This is a genomic window from Methylorubrum suomiense, assembly GCF_022179765.1.
Lineage (GTDB): Bacteria > Pseudomonadota > Alphaproteobacteria > Rhizobiales > Beijerinckiaceae > Methylobacterium > Methylobacterium suomiense.
On the sequence record NZ_BPRE01000008.1, the window covers coordinates 122,673 to 141,427 of the forward strand.

At 67.6% G+C, this 18,755-nt stretch carries 21 protein-coding genes; 11 read left to right on the top strand and 10 right to left on the bottom strand.

The features are described 5' to 3' along the window. Position 1: 1 nt before the first annotated feature. From tolR to MFF26_RS14400, 3 genes are all read right to left on the bottom strand, one after another. A complete protein-coding gene (gene tolR / locus MFF26_RS14390; RefSeq protein WP_137831311.1) occupies positions 2-469 on the bottom strand; it encodes a protein TolR in 468 nt (155 codons plus the stop codon). A gap of 180 nt (positions 470-649) precedes the next feature. Next, complete coding sequence (locus MFF26_RS14395; protein ID WP_137831310.1) at positions 650-1,354, bottom strand: MotA/TolQ/ExbB proton channel family protein; 705 nt, start codon at positions 1,352-1,354, stop codon at positions 650-652. Positions 1,355-1,431: 77 nt separating this feature from the next. Further along, positions 1,432-1,818 carry a Tat pathway signal protein gene (locus MFF26_RS14400; RefSeq protein WP_238308150.1) on the bottom strand — a complete coding sequence of 129 codons (387 nt, stop codon included), beginning with the start codon at positions 1,816-1,818 and terminating at the stop codon, positions 1,432-1,434. A 581-nt stretch (positions 1,819-2,399) separates the two neighbouring features. Between MFF26_RS14400 and MFF26_RS14405 the strand changes: the two genes are divergently transcribed. Then, the gene (locus MFF26_RS14405) at positions 2,400-2,831 is read left to right on the top strand and encodes an Hsp20 family protein (protein ID WP_137831314.1); all 432 of its coding nucleotides are present in this window, start codon (positions 2,400-2,402) and stop codon (positions 2,829-2,831) included. Between the two features lie 139 nt (positions 2,832-2,970). Further along, positions 2,971-3,255 carry a BQ00720 family protein gene (locus MFF26_RS14410; protein ID WP_238308130.1) on the top strand — a complete coding sequence of 95 codons (285 nt, stop codon included), beginning with the start codon at positions 2,971-2,973 and terminating at the stop codon, positions 3,253-3,255. Between the two features lie 45 nt (positions 3,256-3,300). On the opposite strand, the gene MFF26_RS14415 is transcribed toward MFF26_RS14410, so the two are convergent. After that, the gene (locus MFF26_RS14415; RefSeq protein WP_238308131.1) at positions 3,301-4,089 is read right to left on the bottom strand and encodes an alpha/beta fold hydrolase; all 789 of its coding nucleotides are present in this window, start codon (positions 4,087-4,089) and stop codon (positions 3,301-3,303) included. A gap of 128 nt (positions 4,090-4,217) precedes the next feature. On the opposite strand from MFF26_RS14415, the gene MFF26_RS14420 reads away from it, so the two are divergent. Continuing rightward, on the top strand, positions 4,218-5,456 hold the full coding sequence (locus MFF26_RS14420; protein ID WP_137831306.1) for a glycosyltransferase family 4 protein: 1,239 nt from the start codon (positions 4,218-4,220) through the stop codon (positions 5,454-5,456). Between the two features lie 167 nt (positions 5,457-5,623). Then, complete coding sequence (gene infC / locus MFF26_RS14425; protein ID WP_238308132.1) at positions 5,624-6,145, top strand: translation initiation factor IF-3; 522 nt, start codon at positions 5,624-5,626, stop codon at positions 6,143-6,145. Positions 6,146-6,245: 100 nt separating this feature from the next. On the opposite strand, the gene MFF26_RS14430 is transcribed toward infC, so the two are convergent. Continuing rightward, entirely contained in the window at positions 6,246-7,010 is a 765-nt protein-coding gene (locus MFF26_RS14430) for an alpha/beta fold hydrolase (RefSeq protein WP_137831304.1), read from the bottom strand. Between the two features lie 111 nt (positions 7,011-7,121). Between MFF26_RS14430 and MFF26_RS14435 the strand changes: the two genes are divergently transcribed. Continuing rightward, the gene (locus tag MFF26_RS14435) at positions 7,122-7,952 is read left to right on the top strand and encodes an FkbM family methyltransferase (protein ID WP_137831303.1); all 831 of its coding nucleotides are present in this window, start codon (positions 7,122-7,124) and stop codon (positions 7,950-7,952) included. Positions 7,953-8,053: 101 nt separating this feature from the next. On the opposite strand, the gene sfsA is transcribed toward MFF26_RS14435, so the two are convergent. Beyond that, positions 8,054-8,764: a DNA/RNA nuclease SfsA gene (gene sfsA / locus MFF26_RS14440; RefSeq protein WP_137831302.1), complete on the bottom strand. Its 711-nt coding sequence runs from the start codon at positions 8,762-8,764 to the stop codon at positions 8,054-8,056. Positions 8,765-8,861: 97 nt separating this feature from the next. Here sfsA and MFF26_RS14445 point away from each other — a divergent pair, with 97 nt between their 5' ends. The 6 genes from MFF26_RS14445 (at position 8,862) to MFF26_RS14470 (ending at position 13,539) form a co-directional block, all read left to right on the top strand. Then, on the top strand, positions 8,862-9,623 hold the full coding sequence (locus MFF26_RS14445; RefSeq protein WP_137831301.1) for a competence/damage-inducible protein A: 762 nt from the start codon (positions 8,862-8,864) through the stop codon (positions 9,621-9,623). Positions 9,624-9,714: 91 nt separating this feature from the next. After that, complete coding sequence (gene fliN / locus MFF26_RS14450) at positions 9,715-10,035, top strand: flagellar motor switch protein FliN (protein WP_137831300.1); 321 nt, start codon at positions 9,715-9,717, stop codon at positions 10,033-10,035. 18 nt (positions 10,036-10,053) lie between these two features. Continuing rightward, positions 10,054-11,097 (top strand): flagellar motor switch protein FliG, encoded by a 1,044-nt coding sequence (locus MFF26_RS14455; RefSeq protein WP_137831299.1) that lies wholly within the window; start codon positions 10,054-10,056, stop codon positions 11,095-11,097. 64 nt (positions 11,098-11,161) lie between these two features. After that, positions 11,162-12,226, top strand: coding sequence for a flagellar biosynthesis protein FlhB (gene flhB, locus MFF26_RS14460; protein ID WP_137831298.1), 1,065 nt, complete (start codon positions 11,162-11,164; stop codon positions 12,224-12,226). Continuing rightward, positions 12,223-12,669 (top strand): BspJ family T4SS effector nucleomodulin, encoded by a 447-nt coding sequence (locus MFF26_RS14465; RefSeq protein ID WP_238308133.1) that lies wholly within the window; start codon positions 12,223-12,225, stop codon positions 12,667-12,669. Before flhB ends, MFF26_RS14465 begins: the two co-directional genes overlap by 4 nt. Positions 12,670-12,855: 186 nt before the next feature. Continuing rightward, complete coding sequence (locus tag MFF26_RS14470; RefSeq protein WP_137831313.1) at positions 12,856-13,539, top strand: response regulator transcription factor; 684 nt, start codon at positions 12,856-12,858, stop codon at positions 13,537-13,539. Between the two features lie 3 nt (positions 13,540-13,542). On the opposite strand, the gene MFF26_RS14475 is transcribed toward MFF26_RS14470, so the two are convergent. The 4 genes from MFF26_RS14475 to MFF26_RS14490 form a co-directional block, all read right to left on the bottom strand. Continuing rightward, positions 13,543-14,178: a transglycosylase SLT domain-containing protein gene (locus tag MFF26_RS14475; protein ID WP_137831296.1), complete on the bottom strand. Its 636-nt coding sequence runs from the start codon at positions 14,176-14,178 to the stop codon at positions 13,543-13,545. After that, the gene (locus MFF26_RS14480; RefSeq protein WP_238308134.1) at positions 14,132-15,748 is read right to left on the bottom strand and encodes a flagellar hook-length control protein FliK; all 1,617 of its coding nucleotides are present in this window, start codon (positions 15,746-15,748) and stop codon (positions 14,132-14,134) included. The genes MFF26_RS14475 and MFF26_RS14480 overlap by 47 nt, the downstream gene beginning before the upstream one ends. A 308-nt stretch (positions 15,749-16,056) precedes the next feature. After that, positions 16,057-17,337 (bottom strand): MotC family chemotaxis protein, encoded by a 1,281-nt coding sequence (locus MFF26_RS14485; protein ID WP_137831294.1) that lies wholly within the window; start codon positions 17,335-17,337, stop codon positions 16,057-16,059. Further along, the gene (locus tag MFF26_RS14490) at positions 17,334-18,755 is read right to left on the bottom strand and encodes a MotB family protein (protein ID WP_137831293.1); all 1,422 of its coding nucleotides are present in this window, start codon (positions 18,753-18,755) and stop codon (positions 17,334-17,336) included. The genes MFF26_RS14485 and MFF26_RS14490 overlap by 4 nt, the downstream gene beginning before the upstream one ends.

Here is an 18,755-nt window from a genome sequence, read left to right on the forward strand (position 1 = left end):
GCTACTTGGCGGCTCCGGCGGCGGGGGCGGCGCCGCCCGGCGATTGGGCGATCAGCGAGACCTTGGTGAAGCCGGCCTGGGCCACGACGCCCATGGTCTCCAGGATCTTGCCGTAATTCGCGTCGCGATCACCGCGTACGAGGACGACCTGATCGGGATTCTCGCCCTTCAGCTCCTTGAGGCGCGGCAGCAGCGTTTCGGCGGTGAACGGGTCCTTGGCGATGTAGGCGTTGCCATCCTTGTCGATGGACACCTCCAGCGGCTTCTGCGCCTGCGCCACCTTGGCCGCGCTGGTCTTCGGCAATTGCACCGGCACGCCGGTGGTCATCAGCGGTGCTGCCACCATGAAGATGATGAGCAGCACCAGCATCACGTCGACCATCGGGGTGACGTTGATTTCGGACATCGGCGTGGCGTCGAGGCCGTCCTCGTCGTCGCCACCCCCGGTGCGCAGGGATCCCATGGCCATGTGTTTCGCCCTCCCGGGCAGCGCGCCTTCGCCGGCCGGGCGGAGATCGCGTTGGAGTTGGTGTGTCGGATCGTACGAAGGGCGCAACGCTGACCGGGCGGCCGTTTCAGTGGGGCCGCACCGAGGCGTCGAGGCCGGAGCGCTCAGCGACCGGCCGGAGCCGGTCCTACGCCTGTTCGATTATTCGGCCGCGGCGGCCCGGGCCTGCGGACCGCGGTCGCGGGCGAGGCGATTACCGAGGATCGAGATGTACGAGACGAAACCCGACTGGATGCGTGCCACGTCGCCGGAGAGCTTGTTGTAGGCCATCACCGCCGGGATCGCGACGACGAGGCCGATGGCGGTCGCGAACAGGGCCTCCGCGATGCCCGGCGCCACCACCGCGAGGCTGGTATCCTGGCTCTTCGCGATCGACGAGAACGAGTTCATGATGCCCCACACCGTGCCGAACAGGCCGATGAACGGGGCGGTGGACCCGGAGGTCGCCAGCAGCGGCAGACCTCCCTGCAGGCGCTTCACTTCGAGACTGAGGGCGCCCTTCATGGCGCGCTCGATGCGGTCGCGGCGCTCGGCCCGGCTCTCGCTGGGATCCTGGTCACGCCATGCGTCGAGGCCGGCATGGACGATGCGGCCGGCGATGCCGTCCTGCTTGGTGTCCACATGGCCTTCCTTGCGGACCATCGCCTCGAACGCCTTGGCTTGGCGCTTGGCAGCGGCGAGCCGCACGATCTTCTCGAAGACGACGGTCCAACACGCGAGCGAGGCGACGACCAGGAGGATCATCACGCCCTTCACGATCGGATCGGCTTGGAGAAACAGACCGATGAACGAGAGGTCATGGCCAGCCGCAGCGGCGGCTTGCACGGGCGCGGACGTCGAATCCATCTGAAACTCCTCGTCATTCGGTGTCGGTTCGCCCCGCCCCCCGGGGCCGTGCAGCCGGCGAGCCGGCTGGTCTCAAATCAGCGGTCGAAAGCGGCCGGCGTCTTGGTGGCGGTCTCGATCCGTTCCAGGCAGGTCTCGCGGCTCGCGTCGCCCCCCTCGCAGGCCAGCACGTCGTTGAGCAGGATGCGGCCGACCTTCGGGCAGGCGAGACCGGTGAAGTCGAAGAGCCGGACGACCGTCTTCTTCTCCTGCAGCGGGCCGAGTTCCACGGCCAACCGCTTCTGCGCGACGCCCTCGGTGTCGAAGGCGAACAGATCGACCTTGAGCGATTTCAACGCCGGCCCCCGGCCATTGTCGACGAGCATGTAAGTGCGGCAGGCCTCGCCCGCCGGTTCGAGCCGGTTCAGCTCGATCTTGAGCGGTGCGCCCTTGGTCCCACTCTCCTGAGCCACAGCACCCGTCATCGTGAGGGTCAGGGCGATACCCGCCAGCATTCCGATCCCGCGTACTGCGCGCATCATTCCCCTGGTTCCCTGCATCACGACGCGTGTCCCTCCCTGTCGCGGCTCGGCGTCTGACCGCCCGCGGACCTCACCTTCCGCTCGGATGAGCACGAGAACCTTGGATCGCTCTCGACCAGTGCGAATGCTCCAGCGGACATTGTCCGCGCGGCGATCCTAAAATGTTCCGGATACGGCGAAGCCCGAGCAGCGCGCTCACCACGAGTGCATTGCCCATATTATTCGCGTGCCTATCCGAGAAACAGGTCCGGGATCAAGGCGAAGCCTGAATTTCAGAGTAATTCCAAACTGTTACTTGGGCTCAGCTTGGCCGTAAAATTATGCCGATTCATCCCGTGATTGTTTGCGCAATGTCCATGGACAGGCCTCCAAAGCGGCGGGCCCGATGGAGGGGGCGCATCTTGATCGCCGGGGATTCGCTTTCCATATCGGCGTCAAGGCTGCTGCCGTCAGGCGGGCCCGAGACTGTGAGGCGCCACCGGGATCGCGCATCCCAAGGGCCTTGCTGGAGGTTCGAGTTGACGATGACGCGGCCATCACCGTTCGGGCACCCATTCTTGCTCGGCTTCGATGAGATTGAGCAGGCCCTTGATCGTGTGGCGAAGGCAGGAAGCGATGGCTACCCGCCTTACAATATCGAGCGCGTATCCCGTAACGAGCGAGAGCCGGAGCGGCTTCGAATTACGCTGGCGGTTGCCGGCTTCACGCAGGACCAACTCGACGTCTCGCTCGAGGAGAACCAGCTCGTCGTCCGTGGTCGTCAGGTCGACGACAAATCGCGACAGTTCCTACATCGCGGAATCGCGGCGCGGCAGTTCCAGCGGGCCTTTCTCCTAGCCGATGGCATGGAGGTGCTCGGGGCCGATCTGGCCAACGGGTTGCTTTCGATCGATCTAGTCCGGCCCGAGCCGGAGCGGATCGTCCGCAAGATCACGATCTCCTCGAAGGACGACTGAGGCGCGTCGCCTCTCGGACGCGGCGACGCACCGCAGGCCGGGTCCTTCGAAACACGAATCGCTGTCAACAACCGGGTTTGTGGTCGCCGAAGTGCGGGACCATATCCGGCTTACGCTCTGCCTCGGAAGGAGGGCACTGATGAACGAGTTCACCATCACCGAATCAACCGTCGATACCGCTGCGACCCCCAGCATCGATCCGGCCGAGTTTGCCGCGCTCGGCGAGGGTCACATCGCCTATGTCCGCCCGATCCGTTCGGACGAGGTGCGTGCCCTGTTTCCGCAGGCGCCGGAGATGAGTCCAGGCCTCGATCTGTTCGCCCTCCTCTCGGCATCTGGCGCTCCGATCATGCTGACCGACTCGCGTGAAGTCGCGGTGGCGAATGCGATGGCCCATTCGCTCTATCCGGTCAGCCTCCACTGATCCCGCGCTGACCGCCGCGCCGGCCCTATCGGGCCGGCGTTCGTCTCACGACGTCATCGCCGCCACTGTCCGAACCAGGAGTTCGATATCCTGCGGACGCGAAAGGCGATGATCGGCATCCTTCACGAGGGTGAGGCGCGCGCCCTCCGCCGGTAGGCGTTCCAGGATGCGCAGGGCGTGTCCGTAGGGGACGTCGGGGTCGCGCATGCCTTGCAGGATATGGACCGGGCCTGCCGGATCCAGATCGGCGTCGAGCAGAAGGTGCCGACGTCCATCCTCGATCAGCGCCATCCGGATCGGGTCGGGCTCGGGAGCATAGTCGGTCGGGCGATACCAGACACCGTCGCGCTCCAACGTCGCGCGGATCTCCGGCGGGAACGAGTCCCACATCAGCTTCTCGGTGAAATCGAGGGCGGGGGCGATCAGCACCATGCCGCCGAGCTTTTCGCCCCGCCGCGCGCGGTTGCGGGCCGCGAGGCAAGCAATCCAGCCGCCCATGGACGAGCCGACGAGGATCGGACTTTCGCCCGCATGGGCGGCGATCACGGTCTCGGCATCCGCCAGCCAATCGGAGATCGTGCCGTCCTCGAAGCAGCCTTCCGATTCGCCGTGGCCGGAATAATCGAACCGGACCATGCGGCGGCCCGCCCGCGCGGCCCAGGCGTCGAGGGCGGCGGCCTTCGTTGCCCGCATGTCGGAGCGGAAGCCGCCGAGCCAGACCACGGCCGGGCCTGCGCCGTCGCGTATCCGCACCGCGAGCCGCCGGGGCCTTTCACCGTCGGTGGTCAGAAAATCCACGGGCAGGTCGTCGGGGGAGGGAGGCGTCGTCGTCACGTCCGCGTTGATCCTCGCAATTCGAGAAGACCCGATGGGGTTTCGTTTACCGAACCGTAAAGCGCTTGGGTTGATTCATAGGTGATGAACGTGTTTCGAGCGACCCTCCCGCAGCCGCGGATCCGGCGATGAACGGGGTCGGCTTGTCCGGCGGCCCGGTGCGAACGGCCGAACCTTCACCTCTCGCCGGTGCCTCGATCCTGCAGATCATTCCGGCTCTTGAAGCGGGCGGCGCAGAGCGCACCACCGTCGATGTCGCCGAAGCCTTGGCCGCCTCTGGCGCCCGTGCGCTGGTCGCCACGGAGGGGGGGCGCCTCGTCGGCGAGCTTCAGGCTAAGGGCGGCGTCTGGGTGCCGTTTCCGGCCAACACCAAAAACCCGTTCGCCATGGCCCTCAATGTCGAGCGGCTCGTCCGGCTCTGTCGCCGCGAGGGCGTGCAGATCCTGCATGCCCGCTCCCGCGCCCCCGCCTGGGTCGCCCTGGGCGCCGCGCGCCGTCTCAAGATTCCCTTCGTGACGACCTATCACGGCAGCTATTCGGGCCGGACTGCCGTCAAGCTGCTCTACAATTCGGTGATGGCCCGGGGCGATGTCGTCATCGCCAACTCGCATTACACGGCCGATCTGATCCGCCGGGCCCATCCCGATCAGGCGGGCGATCGCATCGTGGTGATTCACCGGGGCACGGACCTGTCGACCTTCACCCCATCGGCGGTCGCGCCGGGCCGGGTCGAGGCCCTGCGCCGGGCCTGGGGCGTCGCCCCGCACCAGCGGGTCGTGCTTCTCGCCGCGCGGCTCACCGCATGGAAGGGGCAGCGCGTGCTGATCGAGGCTTCTTCACGCATGCGCGATCGCGGCCTGACCGATGTCGCGGTGGTTCTCGCGGGCGACCCGCAGGGCCGAGCCGCCTACGAGCGCGAACTCGATGCTCTGATCGAGGCACGCGGGCTCAAGGAAATCGTGCGCCGGGTCGGTCATTGCACCGACATGCCGGCAGCCTTCCGGGCGGCCTCGGTCGTGGCGGTGCCCTCCGTCGAGCCCGAAGCCTTCGGGCGTTCGGCGGTCGAAGCGCAGGCCCTCGGCATTCCCGTGGTTGTTTCCGATCTCGGGGCCGTGCCGGAAACTGTTCTGGCGCCGCCCGATACCGATCCCGCTCAGCGCACCGGCTGGCGCGTGCCGGCGGGCGATGCCGCGGCCCTATCGGACGCGTTGAGCGAGGCCCTCTCCCTCGGGGCGAGCGCACGGGACGCGATGGGGCGGCGGGCTCAGGCCCATGTCGAGGCGAATTTCTCCCTCGACCGCATGATTTCGGGCACGCTCGACGTCTACGCGGATCTTCTCGGACGCGGATCAGGGCTGAAACGGTGAACCGAACTCAGTTCCACGAGTTGACTCCGCAAGAAGATTTGCCAAGTTAGCGCCGTCCGGCCGAGCCGGATCGATCGGTGGCCGGGGCTCGCTCGACGCGGGATCTTCAGGCTGCCGTTTCGTCGTTGATACAGGAGAACCAAGCCATTCGCAGACCAATGAGAGCCATGCCGGCCCCGCAGAAGGACGGGCCGCGCGCCAACCGGGACATCCGCGGCGTACGCGAAGTCCAGCTGATCGACCAGGACGGTCAGAACCGGGGCGTCGTGCCCTTCTTCGATGCGCTCGCCATGGCCGAAGAAGTCGGCCTCGACCTCGTCGAGATCGCGCCGAACTCCGCGCCGCCCGTCTGCAAATTCCTCGATTACGGGCGCTTCCGCTTCAACGAGCAGAAGAAGCAGAACGAGGCTCGCAAGCGGCAGAAGACGGTCGAGGTGAAGGAGATCAAGCTCCGCCCCGGCATCGACAAGCACGATTACGACGTGAAAATGAAGGCCGTGCAGCGGTTCTTCGAAGAGGGCGACAAGGTCAAGGTCACCCTGCGCTTCCGCGGTCGCGAGATGGCGCACCAGGATCTCGGCCTCAAGCTGCTCGAGCGCGTCAAGAGCGAGACCCAAGAGGTCGCCAAGGTGGAGAGCGAGCCGATGCTCGAAGGCCGCCAGATGATCATGATCCTGGCGCCCCGCTAGAGAAATTCGTCCGGACCTTCGGACCAATGCGCTGCTCCCTCGGGAGCGGCGCATTTTTTTGTTGGCGGAACGCGTTGCGCAGTCCGCATCGGGCGCCGCGTCAGGGCCGTTGCGCGAGGAATTCCAGGACGCCCTTGCGGTGCAGTTTGTCGCCGACGGCGGTGGAGTGGTCGCGCCCGGGCAAATCGAGGGCACGGGCATTCGGCATCAGCCGAGCGAGTTCGCTGCCCGAGCCGGCCACGGTGTCGAGTGTGCCGACTGAGACCAGGGTCGGCGTGTCGATCGTGGAGAGTTCTGCCCGCGAGAGCGTCTGCCGTGAGCAGCGGATGCAGGCGGCGAGCGCCTTGAGGTCGCTTTTCGTCTGCTCGGCGAACAGGCGGAAGGCGGCCGCCGTCGGGTTGGGCGCGGGGGTGCCGGCCGGTGCTTCGAGAGCTTCGGCGATCCCCTTCGGCAGGCCATGCCCGTCGACGAGGTGGAAGCCGAGGCCGCCGATCAGAAGGGACCGGACCGCTTCCGGATGGTCGAGGGCCAGATGGGCGGCGATGCGCGCGCCCATGGAGTAACCCATCACGTCGGCCCGCTCGATGTCGAGATGACGGAGCAATCGCAGCCCGTCGCCTGCCATCCGGTCGGCGCCGTAGGCGTCCGGCTCGTAGAGCTTCTCGCTCCGGCCATGGCCGCGATTGTCCAGCGCCACGACCCGGTAGCCGGCTTCCGAGAGGAACTTGACCCACAGGGTATTGACCCAGTTCACCGCGTGGTTCGAGGCGAAGCCGTGAATCAACAGGACGGGATCGCCCGTGCCTCCCTGGGCCGGCACGTCGATATAGGCGATCTCGACGCCGTCGGAATCGAAGCTCTGCATGACTTCGACATGCCGTCCGGCCGCCCGGAATGTCAAAGGGCCGCGGAAGCGGATTTGCGTCATCGCCCGCGACTTGCCGCGGCCCCAATCGGCTGGCATCAGGCGCGCACGATGACGGATTCTCAGCCCTACGGCACCTACGCCCCGACCGGGATCGTCGCCCGGATCGCGCGGCGGACGCAGACGCTCGACGAGCATTCCTGGCGCGGGCGGCGGATGGCCATGCTGCTGCGCCGGATCGCCATCTCGCTGTTGCGAGGCCGCCCGCTCGATGTGGAGCGCTACGGCGCGCGGATGCGGCTGCACCCCTACAACAACAATTGCGAAAAGAAGGTCCTCTTCACGCCCCAGTTCTTCGATTCCGAGGAGCGGGCCCTCCTCAAGGCACGCCTGTCGGATGACGCAGTCTTCCTCGATGTCGGGGCGAATATCGGCGCCTACACCCTATTCGTGGCGGGCTTCACCGGGCCCCGCGCCCGGATTCTGGCGGTGGAGCCGCAGCCCGACGTGTTCGACCGGCTGATCTACAATATCGGCCAGAATCCGTTCGGCACTGTCAAGGCCATCGCCTGCGCCGTGGCGGACCGGGCGGGCGAACTGACGCTGTTCATCGATCCCCGCAATCGCGGCGAATCGAGCGTGAAGATCGTCGGCACCCACAAGAGCGCGGCGATCCGCGTGCCATCGGTGACGCTCCTGAGCCTGTGCCGCTCGGAAGGCATCGAACGCATCGACGCGATCAAGCTCGACGTCGAGGGGGCCGAGGACCTCATCCTCGAACCGTTCCTCCGGGAGGCGCCGGAATCCCTGCGCCCCACCCTCCTGATCGTCGAGAATGGCACCGACCAGTGGCAGCTCGACCTGCCGGGACTCTTGGAGGGTTACGGCTACCGCCGCATTGCCCAGACACGGCTCAATCTCGTGTTCGAGCGGGTGGGGTGAGGATCGCGCTGCTTCGCGCAGGCTTCTCTGGGTCCTGTGCGGCGGGAACGGATCTCTGTCGATTGCTTGCCCCGCAGGGTGGCTCATCGGTCCGATAAGGCTCAGCCCAGGATCGGCACCGGATCCGCGATCACCACTCCCTCCGGCCCGACCGCGCAACGGACGGCGTGGGCCTCGACGCCCGCCGCCCGGGCCGCCCGGAAGGCGCGGTCGAAGGTCGGGTCGATGTCGCGGGCGACGTCGAAGGCCTCCGCCCTCATCTGAATGACCACGATCAGCATCGCCCGACCGCCGGTCGTCACGACGTTGGCCAATTCCTCCATGTGACGGGCCGAGCGGGCCGCCTTGCAATCGGGGAACTCGGCGAGGCCCGGCCGACGCATCAGGTGACAGTTCTTCACCTCGACATGGCAGGGCGGCAATCCGCCGCCGCTCGCCAGGAAATCCACCCGGCTCGCCTTGCCGTAGGCGACCTCCGGGCGGAGCGTCTCGTAGCCGACGAGCGGCGCGAGCTGGCCCTCGTGAAACGCCTCCGCCACCAGGGCGTTGGGGCGCGCCGTGTTGATGCCGACCCATTGCGGGCCGCCCGGGAGGTCCGCCTCCACCAGCTCCCACGAGAACGGCAGCTTCCGGGCCGGATTGGTGGAAGCCGAGAGCAGGACCCGCGCCCCTTCCGCGTTGAGGCCGAGCATCGCGCCGGGATTGGCGCAATGCGCCGTGACGAGGCGACCATCCGCGAGGATCACGTCGGCGAGGAAGCGCTTGTAGCGCCGCACCAGGCGCCCTTCGGTCAGCTCTGTGGGAAAGCGCATCGGTCGCACCCGTGACGCCGAGCAGGCATCGCACGGCCGCTTCGCCTTCGCCGATCGGCGCTCTAGCTTCCAGGGCCGAATTTGCCGCCGAGGCCGCATGTCCCAGGAATCAGACACCACCCGACAGGGCACGTCCGAGATCACCGCCGCGATCCTGATCATCGGCGACGAGATCCTGTCGGGCCGCACCAAGGACAAGAACATCGGCGCCATCGCCGACGTGCTGACCGAAATCGGCATCGATCTCCGCGAAGTGCGCATCGTGCCGGACGTGAAGGAGGAGATCGTCGCGGCTCTGAACGCCCTGCGGGCGCGCTACACCTACCTCTTCACCTCCGGCGGCATCGGCCCGACCCACGACGACATCACCGCCGACAGCGTGGCCGAAGCCTTCGGTGTCGGCATCGACGTGGACGAGCGGGCCCGTGCCATGCTGCTGGAGCGGCACCGTCCGGAGGATCTCAACGAGGCGCGGCTGCGCATGGCCCGCATCCCCCACGGGGCCGACCTGATCGCCAATCCGATCTCGAAGGCGCCGGGGTTCCGCATCGGCAATGTCCACGTCATGGCCGGCGTGCCGCAGATCATGAACGCCATGCTCGACGAGATCCGACCGACGCTGGCCTCGAACGCACCGGTCATCTCGGAGACGATCGAGGCCGGAGCGATCCCCGAGGGCAATTTCGCGGGAGCTCTGGGAGGTATCGCCGCGGCGCATGGAGGGGTGTCGATCGGTTCCTATCCGTCGATGACGCCGGAGGGGTTTCGCAATCGGATCGTGGTGCGCGGGCGCGACGCGGAGGCCGTGGCGGCGGCCCGTGCCGCGATCGAGGCCATGCTGGCGGGTTTGAGCGGGTAACGCCGCCGGATCGACGGGGCGACAGCCTCACGTCAGCCAAGCGGGATAGACCCGTGGGAAGGCCAAGCCTCAGACCCACGAGTATTCCGCGATGAGCAGCCCCTTCCCCGATGCCGAGCCTCCCGCCGACCCTCTGATCGGCGAGGGCCGCAATCTCGATTCCATCCTGCGGATCCCGGTGCTGATGCAGGTGGTGCTCGGTTCTGCGACCATGCCGGTCGCCAATCTGATGAAGCTCGGCCGCGGGGCCGTCGTCCCGCTCGACCATCGGGTCGGCGAGCCGGTGGACGTGATGGTCAACGGCCGGGTCATCGCCCGCGGCGAGATCGTCATCGTGGAGGAGGACAATTCCCGCTTCGGCGTGTCCCTCACCGAGATCGTCGGACCGTCCGCCAGCGATCAGAACGGCTAGCGCTCCGGCAGGGTGAGGATGTCCGCGAGCCCCCTTCCATCTCCCCCACCGGGCCGTGCCGTCGCGCGCCGCCTCGATCCGACCGATCAGGTCGCCACGCTCCTGCTCGCCATGGGCAAGCCGGCGGCCGGTCGACTCATCAAATATTTCGAGCCGGACGAGCTGAAGCGCATCACCCGCTCCGCCTCGCAGCTCGGTGCCATCAGTCCCGCTCAGCTCGACGCGGTCATCGAGATGTTTTCCGCCGAGTTCTCGGCGGGCAACAGCCTCGTCGGCACCGCCAACGAGATCGAGAAGCTGCTCACAGGACTCCTGCCCGCCGACCAGATCGCCGAGATCCTGTCGGAGGTGCGCGGCAACGCCACCCGCACGGTCTGGGAACGGCTCGGTACGGTGCAGGAGAGCGTGCTGGCGAGCTATCTCGTCAAGGAGCATCCCCAGACGGCGGCCCTGATCCTCTCGAAGGTGAAGCCCGCCACCGCCGCCAAGGTGATGGGTCATCTGCCCGCGCCGCTGCGCAACACGGTGATGCGGCGGATGCTGAGCTTCAAGTCGATCGTCGACGACGTGCTCCAGGGCGTCGAACGGACGCTGCACGAGGACTTCATGATCAACGGCGCCCGCAATTCCGGCGCCGACACCCACGCCAAGATGGCCGACATCATCAACAAGATGGAGCGGCATCAGATGGACGACGTCCTCTCCAGTCTCCGCGAATCTCGCCCGAAATCCGTGGAGATCCTGAAGGGGCTGCTCTTCACCTTCGACGACATCGTCAAGCTCTCCCCCCGCGCCCGCACCACCGTGTTCGATGCCGTGCCCAACGACCGGCTCGTGCTGGCGCTCAAGGGGACCGACGCGGAGTTCCGCGGCACCGTCCTCTCCGCGCTGTCGGCGCGCGTGCGCCGCATGGTCGAGCACGAACTCAACGGGGGCGAACCGGCCGCGCAGCGCGACGTCATGGAGGCCCGGCGCTCCATCACCGACATGGTCATGGAGATGGCCGGTCGCGGCGAGATCGAGATCAATCCGGGAGGCGAGGATGAAGCCCTCATCCGATGAGGGGCCTCTCGCCTATGCCGAGGCAGCCGCGCCCCTGGTTCGAAGCGCCGGGCGGATCTGAGGCGTGGCCGAGGACACCGACAAGGAGAGCAAGACCGAAGCCGCGACCGAGAAACGCGTGCGCGACGCGATCGAGAAGGGCGACATTCCGTTCTCGCGCGAGGCGCCCGTCTTCGCGTCGATCCTCGGCTTCCTGCTGGCGCTCGCCTTCTTCGCCCGAGGACAGACGGCACAGCTGGCCCAGGATCTCTCCCTGCTTCTCGACGATCCCCGGGGCTTCCGCCTGGAGAGCGGCGAGGATGCCACGATGCTGCTCAACCAAGTGGCGCTCGCGGCCGGCCGCTTTCTGTTGCCGTTCCTGTTGCTTCTCAGTGTCTGCAGCCTCGCGGCATCCCTGCTGCAGAATCTGCCGCGCCTCGTCGGCGATCGGATCGCGCCGAAATGGTCGCGGGTCTCGCCGATGGCCGGTCTGTCGCGGATCTTCGGGCTGCAAGGTCAAGTCGAGTTCCTGAAGTCGGTCGTTAAATTCCTCTCGGTCAGTGTCGTCGCCCTCCTGCTCCTTCGCTCGGAGCGGACAAGAGCTGTCAATGCCATGTTCGTCGATCCGAGCCAGTTGCCTGAACTGATCCTGACCGTCGCGATCCGCCTCGTCTCGGCCGTCGCCATCGCGATCATCGTCATCGTCGCGGGCGATCTGGTCTGGTCGCGGCTGCGATGGCAGCGCTCGCTGCGCATGTCGCGTCAGGACATCAAGGACGAGCACAAGCAATCGGAGGGTGACCCCAGCGTGAAGGCGCGGCTGCGCTCGCTCGCCCAGGATCGCGCCCGCAACCAGATGCTCGCCAATGTCGATCGGGCCACGGTGGTGATCGCGAACCCGACCCACTTCGCCGTGGCCCTGCGCTACGAGCCCGCCGAGAATCCCGCCCCGCTGGTGCTGGCCAAGGGGCAGGACCTGATCGCTCTCCGGATCCGCGCGATCGCCGAAGAGAACGGCATCGCCGTGATCGAGGACAAGCCTCTCGCAAGATCGCTGTACGAAGCTGTGCAGGTCGACCAGACGATACCCGCGGAGTTCTATCGCGCCGTGGCGCAGATCCTGTTCTTCCTCTTCGCGAGAGCCCGATGACCTCTCAGGCCGCTCCTCTCTCGCCCGGACGGCCCGGCTTGCCATCCGGGCTCGCGGCCGCGGAGGAGATCTTCGCGCACGCGCTTCGCGACTTCATCCGCGAGTTGTGCCTCATCGATGGCGGCGTGCTGATCGGCTGGATTTGCGGCCAGCATCACGGCAACATCGCCGATATGGTGGCGTCCTCCGCCGAACTCTTCTTCAACGACTCCGTCCTGACTTACGCCGACGGTGCCGACGTGTATCTCGATTTCGGTCATTCCATGCAGGTTGTGCTGGATATGGAATTCTCGGCACAGCCTCTCACCGTATTCTTCAAGCTCGTTCTCGACGAGATGTTCGCCGGCGTCGCAATCCAGCGGGTCGTCGCCGCCGACGCGGCCGCACTCTGCCTCGACGGCTTCGCCGACATTTTGACCCGGGCTCGGCTGCGACGAGCCTGAGCGTGGGAATGCAACGGTCCCGCCAAAAATTAAAATATGTTATAGTCTGAATTGACCTCATCGCCGCGCCGCGACATGGATGAAGGGCGGTCGCGAATCGGGGTTGGCGACGGCTCCCAGCCTTGAACGCCCAACCCTCCGCGACACCCGGCCGATGCCATGGCCGGATCGAGGGATGAGCCGTCGATGTACTTCATGGTCGATCCACGGGAATCGGTGAATGCCGGCTATAGGGCCAGTTTCGACCGGGAAGGGGTGTCGTCGTTCGGACTATTGCCCGACGAGTTCCTGAGCTGGATCGAGACCGCGTCTCAGACCGACCTCGACGCAATCCAGGGGTTCCTCCTCGGCGATTTCGAAGACCGCGCCAAATGCGCGACCTCCATCCGCCGCCATTCCCGCGCGCCGATCATCGCCCTCGCCGATCTGCGCTCCTTGGAGCTGACCGTTCAATTGCTCGATGCCGGCATCGACGACGTGCTGCCCAAGCCGGTTCATGTCCGCGAAATCCTGGCCCGCTCCGAGGCAATCTGGCGGCGAGTCAACGGAGCCTTGTCGTCACCGGCGGAGACTGCTCCGGCCCCGGATCGCCTCAGGGTGTTTCACGACGGGCGCGACCCTGAGATCGACGGAACGCCCCTGTGCCTGCCGCGACGCGAGCGCCATATCCTCGAATATCTCGTGCGCAACCGTGGGCGCCGGCTGACCAAGACGCAGGTCTTCAATGTGGTCTACGGCGTCTACAGCAACGGCGTCGAGGAAAGCGTGATCGAGGGGCATGTCAGCAAGCTTCGCAAGAAGCTCACCGAGCGTCTCGGCCACGATCCGATCGAGGCCAAGCGCTATATGGGCTACACCTATATCGGCTGATCGTCAGCCGGGCTGACAGAAGGCTCGGGCGCCCGGCGTCCAATTGCCGAAGCCCGTGGCGACCATGTTGGCGATGACCCGGCAGACATAGACCTTCTGGGCCGGGTTGTTGTGCGGGCCCGCATGGTAGCGGGCCACCGCCAGGGTCCAACTGCCCTCCCTGTCCCGCAATTCCCGGAGAAACCGCGTCGCGTAATCGACGTTCTGAGCTGGATCGATCATCGCTTCGAGCGATGCGAACTTCTCGCGGTGATAGTGGTGGTTGATCTGCATGCAGCCGAGATCCACCAGCCGCACGCCGTCGCGCTGCGCCTGACCGAGCCGCGCGATCACGTCCGCCGGACCCGAGCCGAAATAGGCTTGGCCGCCGATATTCATGGCGTAGGGCTGAAGCGAGCCGCGCTTGCCGCTCTCGGTGAGGCCGACGGCGTAGAGCATGCCGAGGGGAACCCCGTGCCGAGTGGCCGCACGCGCCATCTGCTGCTCGCATACGTTGGAGCCCGCCTGCGCCCCGCTCTCCGGCCCGTCCGCAGCGGTCGCATGACGCGCGCCCTCCACGCTGTTCGGAAGGGCCATCGCGGCGGTGACGGCGCTACAGATACACGCCGCCGCGATCACCCGCGCGAGATGTCGTGTCATGATCCTGTTCCCTGGCATGCGGGGCAGCCCCGTCCTCCTGGCGGAATGGGCGCCGGCCCGGCTGCTGGTCTGGTGCGGCGCCGCCCTGATCACGGGCCTGCCCGCCGGCCAGGCCGTTCTGCGCCGTCCCGCGCTCGGCGGTGGTCCCGGTTGCCGGATGACTGGCCTCGATGGTCAGCGATTGCGGCGCGTAGCCTGCTTCCTGCAACAGGGCGGACAGGGCGCCGCCCTCCCGGCGGAGGCGTTCGGCAGTCTCCTCGCGACCGGTGCGCAGATTCATCTCCAGGCGCCCGTCCTGAAGCCGCATCCGGACAAGCACGGTGCCGAGATCGGCCGGGTGAAGCTGCAGCGTGAGGATGCGCAGCGGTCCGGCCTCTAAGGGTATTCCGGTCCGGGCTGGGGTTGCGGGCGCAGCCGCCGGAAATTGTGCACTCACCGCATCGACGATCTGGCGCAGGGGCGAGGCCGGCATCGATGGAGCGGACGGCGCTGCCACCGTCTCCGCCGACCCGGACGAAGCCGGGATCGCCTCGGCCGTCGGCGTCGTCCCGAAGGATCGATCCGAAGCAATGGCCGGCTCCCGGCGTCCTTTTTCCGCAGCTTGAGCTGCCTCCGGGCGCTGAGCCGGGGGGATGGCATCCTGTGCGGATGATCGCGTGTCGAAAACGGCGTCAGACCGATCCGCCGACACGTCTACCAAGTCGCCAGCCCCATTCGGAGAATCGCTCGTCGCCGGGGTTTCAGAGCCGCTTGCGGATGGAACCCCGACGGGGCTTCCGCTGGCGGGAAGGCGGGCCGAAGTGCTTGCGGATGAGGGCGTCGCCGTCTGCAAAGCTGCGACGCTTCCCACCGCGGGCCTGTCCGCGACGGACCAATCGTCCGTCGAAGCGGCATCGCCCGTGAAATCCCGTGCATCCACCTCGCCGCGCGCGGGGGGCGAATACCCGGCGGCGCGGAGTGGACGTCCGTGACCGGCTCCGGTCTCGATGGCCACCCGGTCGGCCAATACGGCGGGTTGGGGCGAAATCTGAGGCGGGCGCTCCGATGCAGAGCCTTTGGACGCCAATGCGAGGCGGGCTTCCGTCGGATCGCCCAGGCCTGCCGAGCGTGCTCCCCGGTCGGCAACGTTGGGCACAACCGCGGCGTGCTCGTGCACGGTCCGATCGGGCACCAATCCGCGATCCGCCTGCGCCGAGAGCGCCCCGTTCGACGCGTCACCGGTACCGGTGCCGGTGGTGAATTTCGCCGCTGTGATTGGCCGATCGAGCGCGTCCGGCATCGGTGCCGACCCAATGAGACCGGCCTGGATACCGAACGCTTCTGTCTGTGGGCGGGCAGGGACGCCTGTTGCCGCTGTCGAAGGCGTGGCTTGCGCGACCTCCGCAACGGCGGCGGGTCGCACGGGGGCGAAATGTGTCTCGACGCCGACGAGGGTGATGCGCAGCTCGGGACGCGGTGCCTCGGCGGTGGCATTCGCGTTCCCGCGTGCGACCGCCCGCTGAACGACGGCAGTCAGGGAGGCGTCCGGCGGCACCGGAGGCGTCGCCGGCACCGGTGCGGTGAGGGCCATCAGTTCCCGCAAGTCTGCTCCGACGTTGTCGGATCCCGACACATCGCCGGTATCGGCGGGTGGGGGGGGCGGTTTCAATTCCTTCGCCTCTCCGGACACATCAGGCTCCTCGGGAGCGGAACGGGTCTCGAAAGCGTCGAGCATGGCTCCGAAATCGGGCGATGCGCGCCCTCCGGCCTCATCGCCGGCGGGCGAACGGCCAGGGTCGGGCTTCGGACGCAGCAGGGAGAGAGGATCCAGGGAGGTCATCACGTGGGAGCAGTCCACCGTCTGCCGAGAGGTCGGGTCCGAGTTGGGTTCTCGTGGGCTCAGGGGGCGAGGGCGCGTTCGGCGCGGGCCAGGGCGTCCCGGGCCCGGCCGATGGCCGGCGGTTCCGGCACGGCCCGGCGGGGCGGGGCTTCGGTGGCCGGCGGTTCGATGACACTCGGCAGCGGGCCGCGAATCTGATTGGCGGCGGAGAGGGCGGCGTCGAGTAGCTCGAGATCGCCAGCCGCCAGGGCCGCACGGTCGAGGCCGCGCAGGGCCTCGCGGCCCTCCTCGAACCGGCCCTCGGCCACGATCAGCGCGGCCCCTTGGTAGAGTCGGGCTTGGGCAGCGGCGTGGATGTCGGACCCGGCGAGACCGGCGGCGCGCTCGGCGGCGAAGAGAGCAGTCTCCCGGCGGCCCTGTTCGAGCGCGGCCCGCGCCACCAGCAGGTAGAGGTCACGCCGGCTCTCGGGCTCGATCTCCTCGAGCATCCGCTCCAGGCTGGCGACGCGCGTCCGGTCATTGTCGAAATTGAGCCGGGTCAGGGCCGCGGCGAAGCGCTGGCGGAAATTGCCGGCATAGACCGAGCGGCGGAACCGCCGCAGATACTGGATCGACAGCGCCTCGAAGCGCGCCGCGCTTCCCCCCTGCGCCACGACAAAGATCTGGCGGCGCAACGCGCCTTCCTCGACGAGGGTCCCCGGTGCCAGCAGGCGAGCCAGGTCGAGAAGCTCCAGCGAGCGGATCGGCGCGTCGCGCACCAGCAGCGCGGATTGTGTCAGCGCGAGCTGGCCGGAAAGGCTTGCGGGCATCGTGCGGGCATCGATCCCCCCGAGCTTCGCGCGCGCGTCCTTCTCCCGGCCTTCGAGATAGGCCAAAGCGCCCTGGGCCAGCGGCGTCTCCGCCTCCGTCACCTGACCGGTCGCGAGGATGTGGCGGAGCACGCCGGGGCCGCCGCCGGCCAGACCGAAGGCGACCGCGGCACGCAGATTCGCGACGTCGGCCCAGGTCTCGGGTTCGCTCTCGATCAGCTTCCGCTCGATATGCGTGAGCAACTGGCGCTGGGCGAGATGCGCCTGGGTCGAGCCGCGGGCGATGCGATCCTGCAGGAGCTGAAGGGTTCGCACCAGTTCCACCGGCAATCCGTGCGGCATCACCGGCAGCGGCTCGATCACGTTGGTCGGTCCCGTGGGACCGCCATGGGAATCGGCCGAAGCGGTGGCTTCGGCAGGTGGCGCGGCCTGTCCATTGTTCTCGTCCGCCGCGACGGCGGGAAAAGCGAGGCAGATGGCGAGACAGAGGGAGATGCCGATCCGTCCTGCCGGGACGCGAAGCCGGGTCATTCCGGTGATCCTCGCAGCAGGATCTCGATCCGGCGGTTCTCCGCGGCCTTCAGATCGCCGGCGATACGGGGCAGGCGGTCGGCATGACCCTCCACCCGCTCGATCCGTCCGTCGTCGACGCCGCCGCGGATGAGCATGTAGGCGGCCATCTGGGCACGGGCCGAGGACAGCCGCCAATTGTCGTACGTCTCCGACTTGAAGGGTCGCCCATCGGTATGGCCGCGCACGACGATGCGGCCGGGGCGCTGGCTCAGGAGCTTGGCAATGCGCTCCAAGGCCTTCACGACCTTCGGGCTCGGTTCGGCGGAGCCGATCCCGAACATGCTGAATTGAATGGCGTCGGTGATGCTGATGAGGATGCCCTCGCCGATGCGGCGCACCTCGACATTCGGCGCAGGGCTTCCCAGAGCCAGAGGCTGCACCGCTCTGGCGATCTCGGCCTTCAGCGCCGCGACCGCCGCCGTCTCGGCTGCCTTGGCCGCGATTTCCGTCTTGGCGGGCTCGTTCATCGCAGCCGGCTTGATCTCGGGGCGACCACCCTGATCCGCATCCGGGGCGGGCATTTCGGGCAGGACGGCGGTTGCCGCTGGGACGCTCGCCGGCGCCGGTCCTTCGGCCGGTTTCGGGTCAGCCTCCTTGGCAATGGCATCCTTCCCGGCGGACGGAGCCTCGACAGAAGCCAGTCGGACACCCGCCAGCTTCATCGCCTCCCGCAGGCTCTGCTGCGCGGCTTCGCTCGACGGATCTTTGGCACTGTCGCGTCGATCCACCTTGGTCGCCGTCCCACCGGACTGCGCCCTGGCGTCGAGGCGGGCCTCGGAGGGTGCGGCAACGGCGGTGTCGAGGGGGCCGGGCGCCTCGGTGCGCCGTCGCGGCAGCGCCGCCACCTGCCAGTAGAGCGGGTCGAACGGGTCGCGACCGGTCTCGCCGCCCGCCATACCGGGCCGGCCGGCTTCGAAGGCGGAGGCATCGGCACTCGCCGCTTCCAAGGCCGCATCGGCCTCCGCGGCGAGCTTGGCGAGCACGGCGTAGGGGTCCTGGAACAGGGCCGACTCGCGGCCTCGGCTACCCGGCGCACCGGCCGCATCGGGCTTGCCCCGCGCCGCCTCGCTGCTGCCTTCGCCCGTTTCGCCCCCCGTGCCTCTGCCCTCCGGGGCCTGATCGTTCGGCACGTTCTGCGGGTCGTTGAGGCCCTTGCGGTCATGCGTGACCTCCGCGAGCTTCACCGGATTGAAATACTCGGCAATGGTCTGCCTCTGCTCCTTGCTGGTCGAGTTGATCAGCCACATCACCAGGAACAGGGCCATCATCGCCGTCATGAAATCGGCTAGGGCAATCTTCCATGCGCCCCCATGATGGCCGTCCTCTTGGTCGCCGTTGCGCTTGACGATGACGATCTCGGGTACGCGCTCGGTCAC

Coding starts and splice junctions, on each gene's coding strand:
- MFF26_RS14395 (WP_137831310.1), bottom strand. CDS start 1,354: ATGGATTCGACGTCCGCGCCCGTGCAAGCCGCCGCTGCGGCTGGCCAT.
- MFF26_RS14430 (WP_137831304.1), bottom strand. CDS start 7,010: ATGCAGAGCTTCGATTCCGACGGCGTCGAGATCGCCTATATCGACGTG.
- MFF26_RS14470 (WP_137831313.1), top strand. CDS start 12,856: ATGTACTTCATGGTCGATCCACGGGAATCGGTGAATGCCGGCTATAGG.
- MFF26_RS14465 (WP_238308133.1), top strand. CDS start 12,223: ATGACCTCTCAGGCCGCTCCTCTCTCGCCCGGACGGCCCGGCTTGCCA.
- MFF26_RS14405 (WP_137831314.1), top strand. CDS start 2,400: ATGACGCGGCCATCACCGTTCGGGCACCCATTCTTGCTCGGCTTCGAT.
- MFF26_RS14435 (WP_137831303.1), top strand. CDS start 7,122: ATGACGGATTCTCAGCCCTACGGCACCTACGCCCCGACCGGGATCGTC.
- MFF26_RS14400 (WP_238308150.1), bottom strand. CDS start 1,818: ATGACGGGTGCTGTGGCTCAGGAGAGTGGGACCAAGGGCGCACCGCTC.
- MFF26_RS14475 (WP_137831296.1), bottom strand. CDS start 14,178: ATGACACGACATCTCGCGCGGGTGATCGCGGCGGCGTGTATCTGTAGC.
- tolR (WP_137831311.1), bottom strand. CDS start 469: ATGGCCATGGGATCCCTGCGCACCGGGGGTGGCGACGACGAGGACGGC.
- MFF26_RS14480 (WP_238308134.1), bottom strand. CDS start 15,748: ATGGCCCTCACCGCACCGGTGCCGGCGACGCCTCCGGTGCCGCCGGAC.
- MFF26_RS14445 (WP_137831301.1), top strand. CDS start 8,862: ATGTCCCAGGAATCAGACACCACCCGACAGGGCACGTCCGAGATCACC.
- MFF26_RS14455 (WP_137831299.1), top strand. CDS start 10,054: ATGTCCGCGAGCCCCCTTCCATCTCCCCCACCGGGCCGTGCCGTCGCG.
- MFF26_RS14410 (WP_238308130.1), top strand. CDS start 2,971: ATGAACGAGTTCACCATCACCGAATCAACCGTCGATACCGCTGCGACC.
- infC (WP_238308132.1), top strand. CDS start 5,624: ATGCCGGCCCCGCAGAAGGACGGGCCGCGCGCCAACCGGGACATCCGC.
- MFF26_RS14420 (WP_137831306.1), top strand. CDS start 4,218: ATGAACGGGGTCGGCTTGTCCGGCGGCCCGGTGCGAACGGCCGAACCT.
- fliN (WP_137831300.1), top strand. CDS start 9,715: ATGAGCAGCCCCTTCCCCGATGCCGAGCCTCCCGCCGACCCTCTGATC.
- MFF26_RS14485 (WP_137831294.1), bottom strand. CDS start 17,337: ATGACCCGGCTTCGCGTCCCGGCAGGACGGATCGGCATCTCCCTCTGT.
- sfsA (WP_137831302.1), bottom strand. CDS start 8,764: ATGCGCTTTCCCACAGAGCTGACCGAAGGGCGCCTGGTGCGGCGCTAC.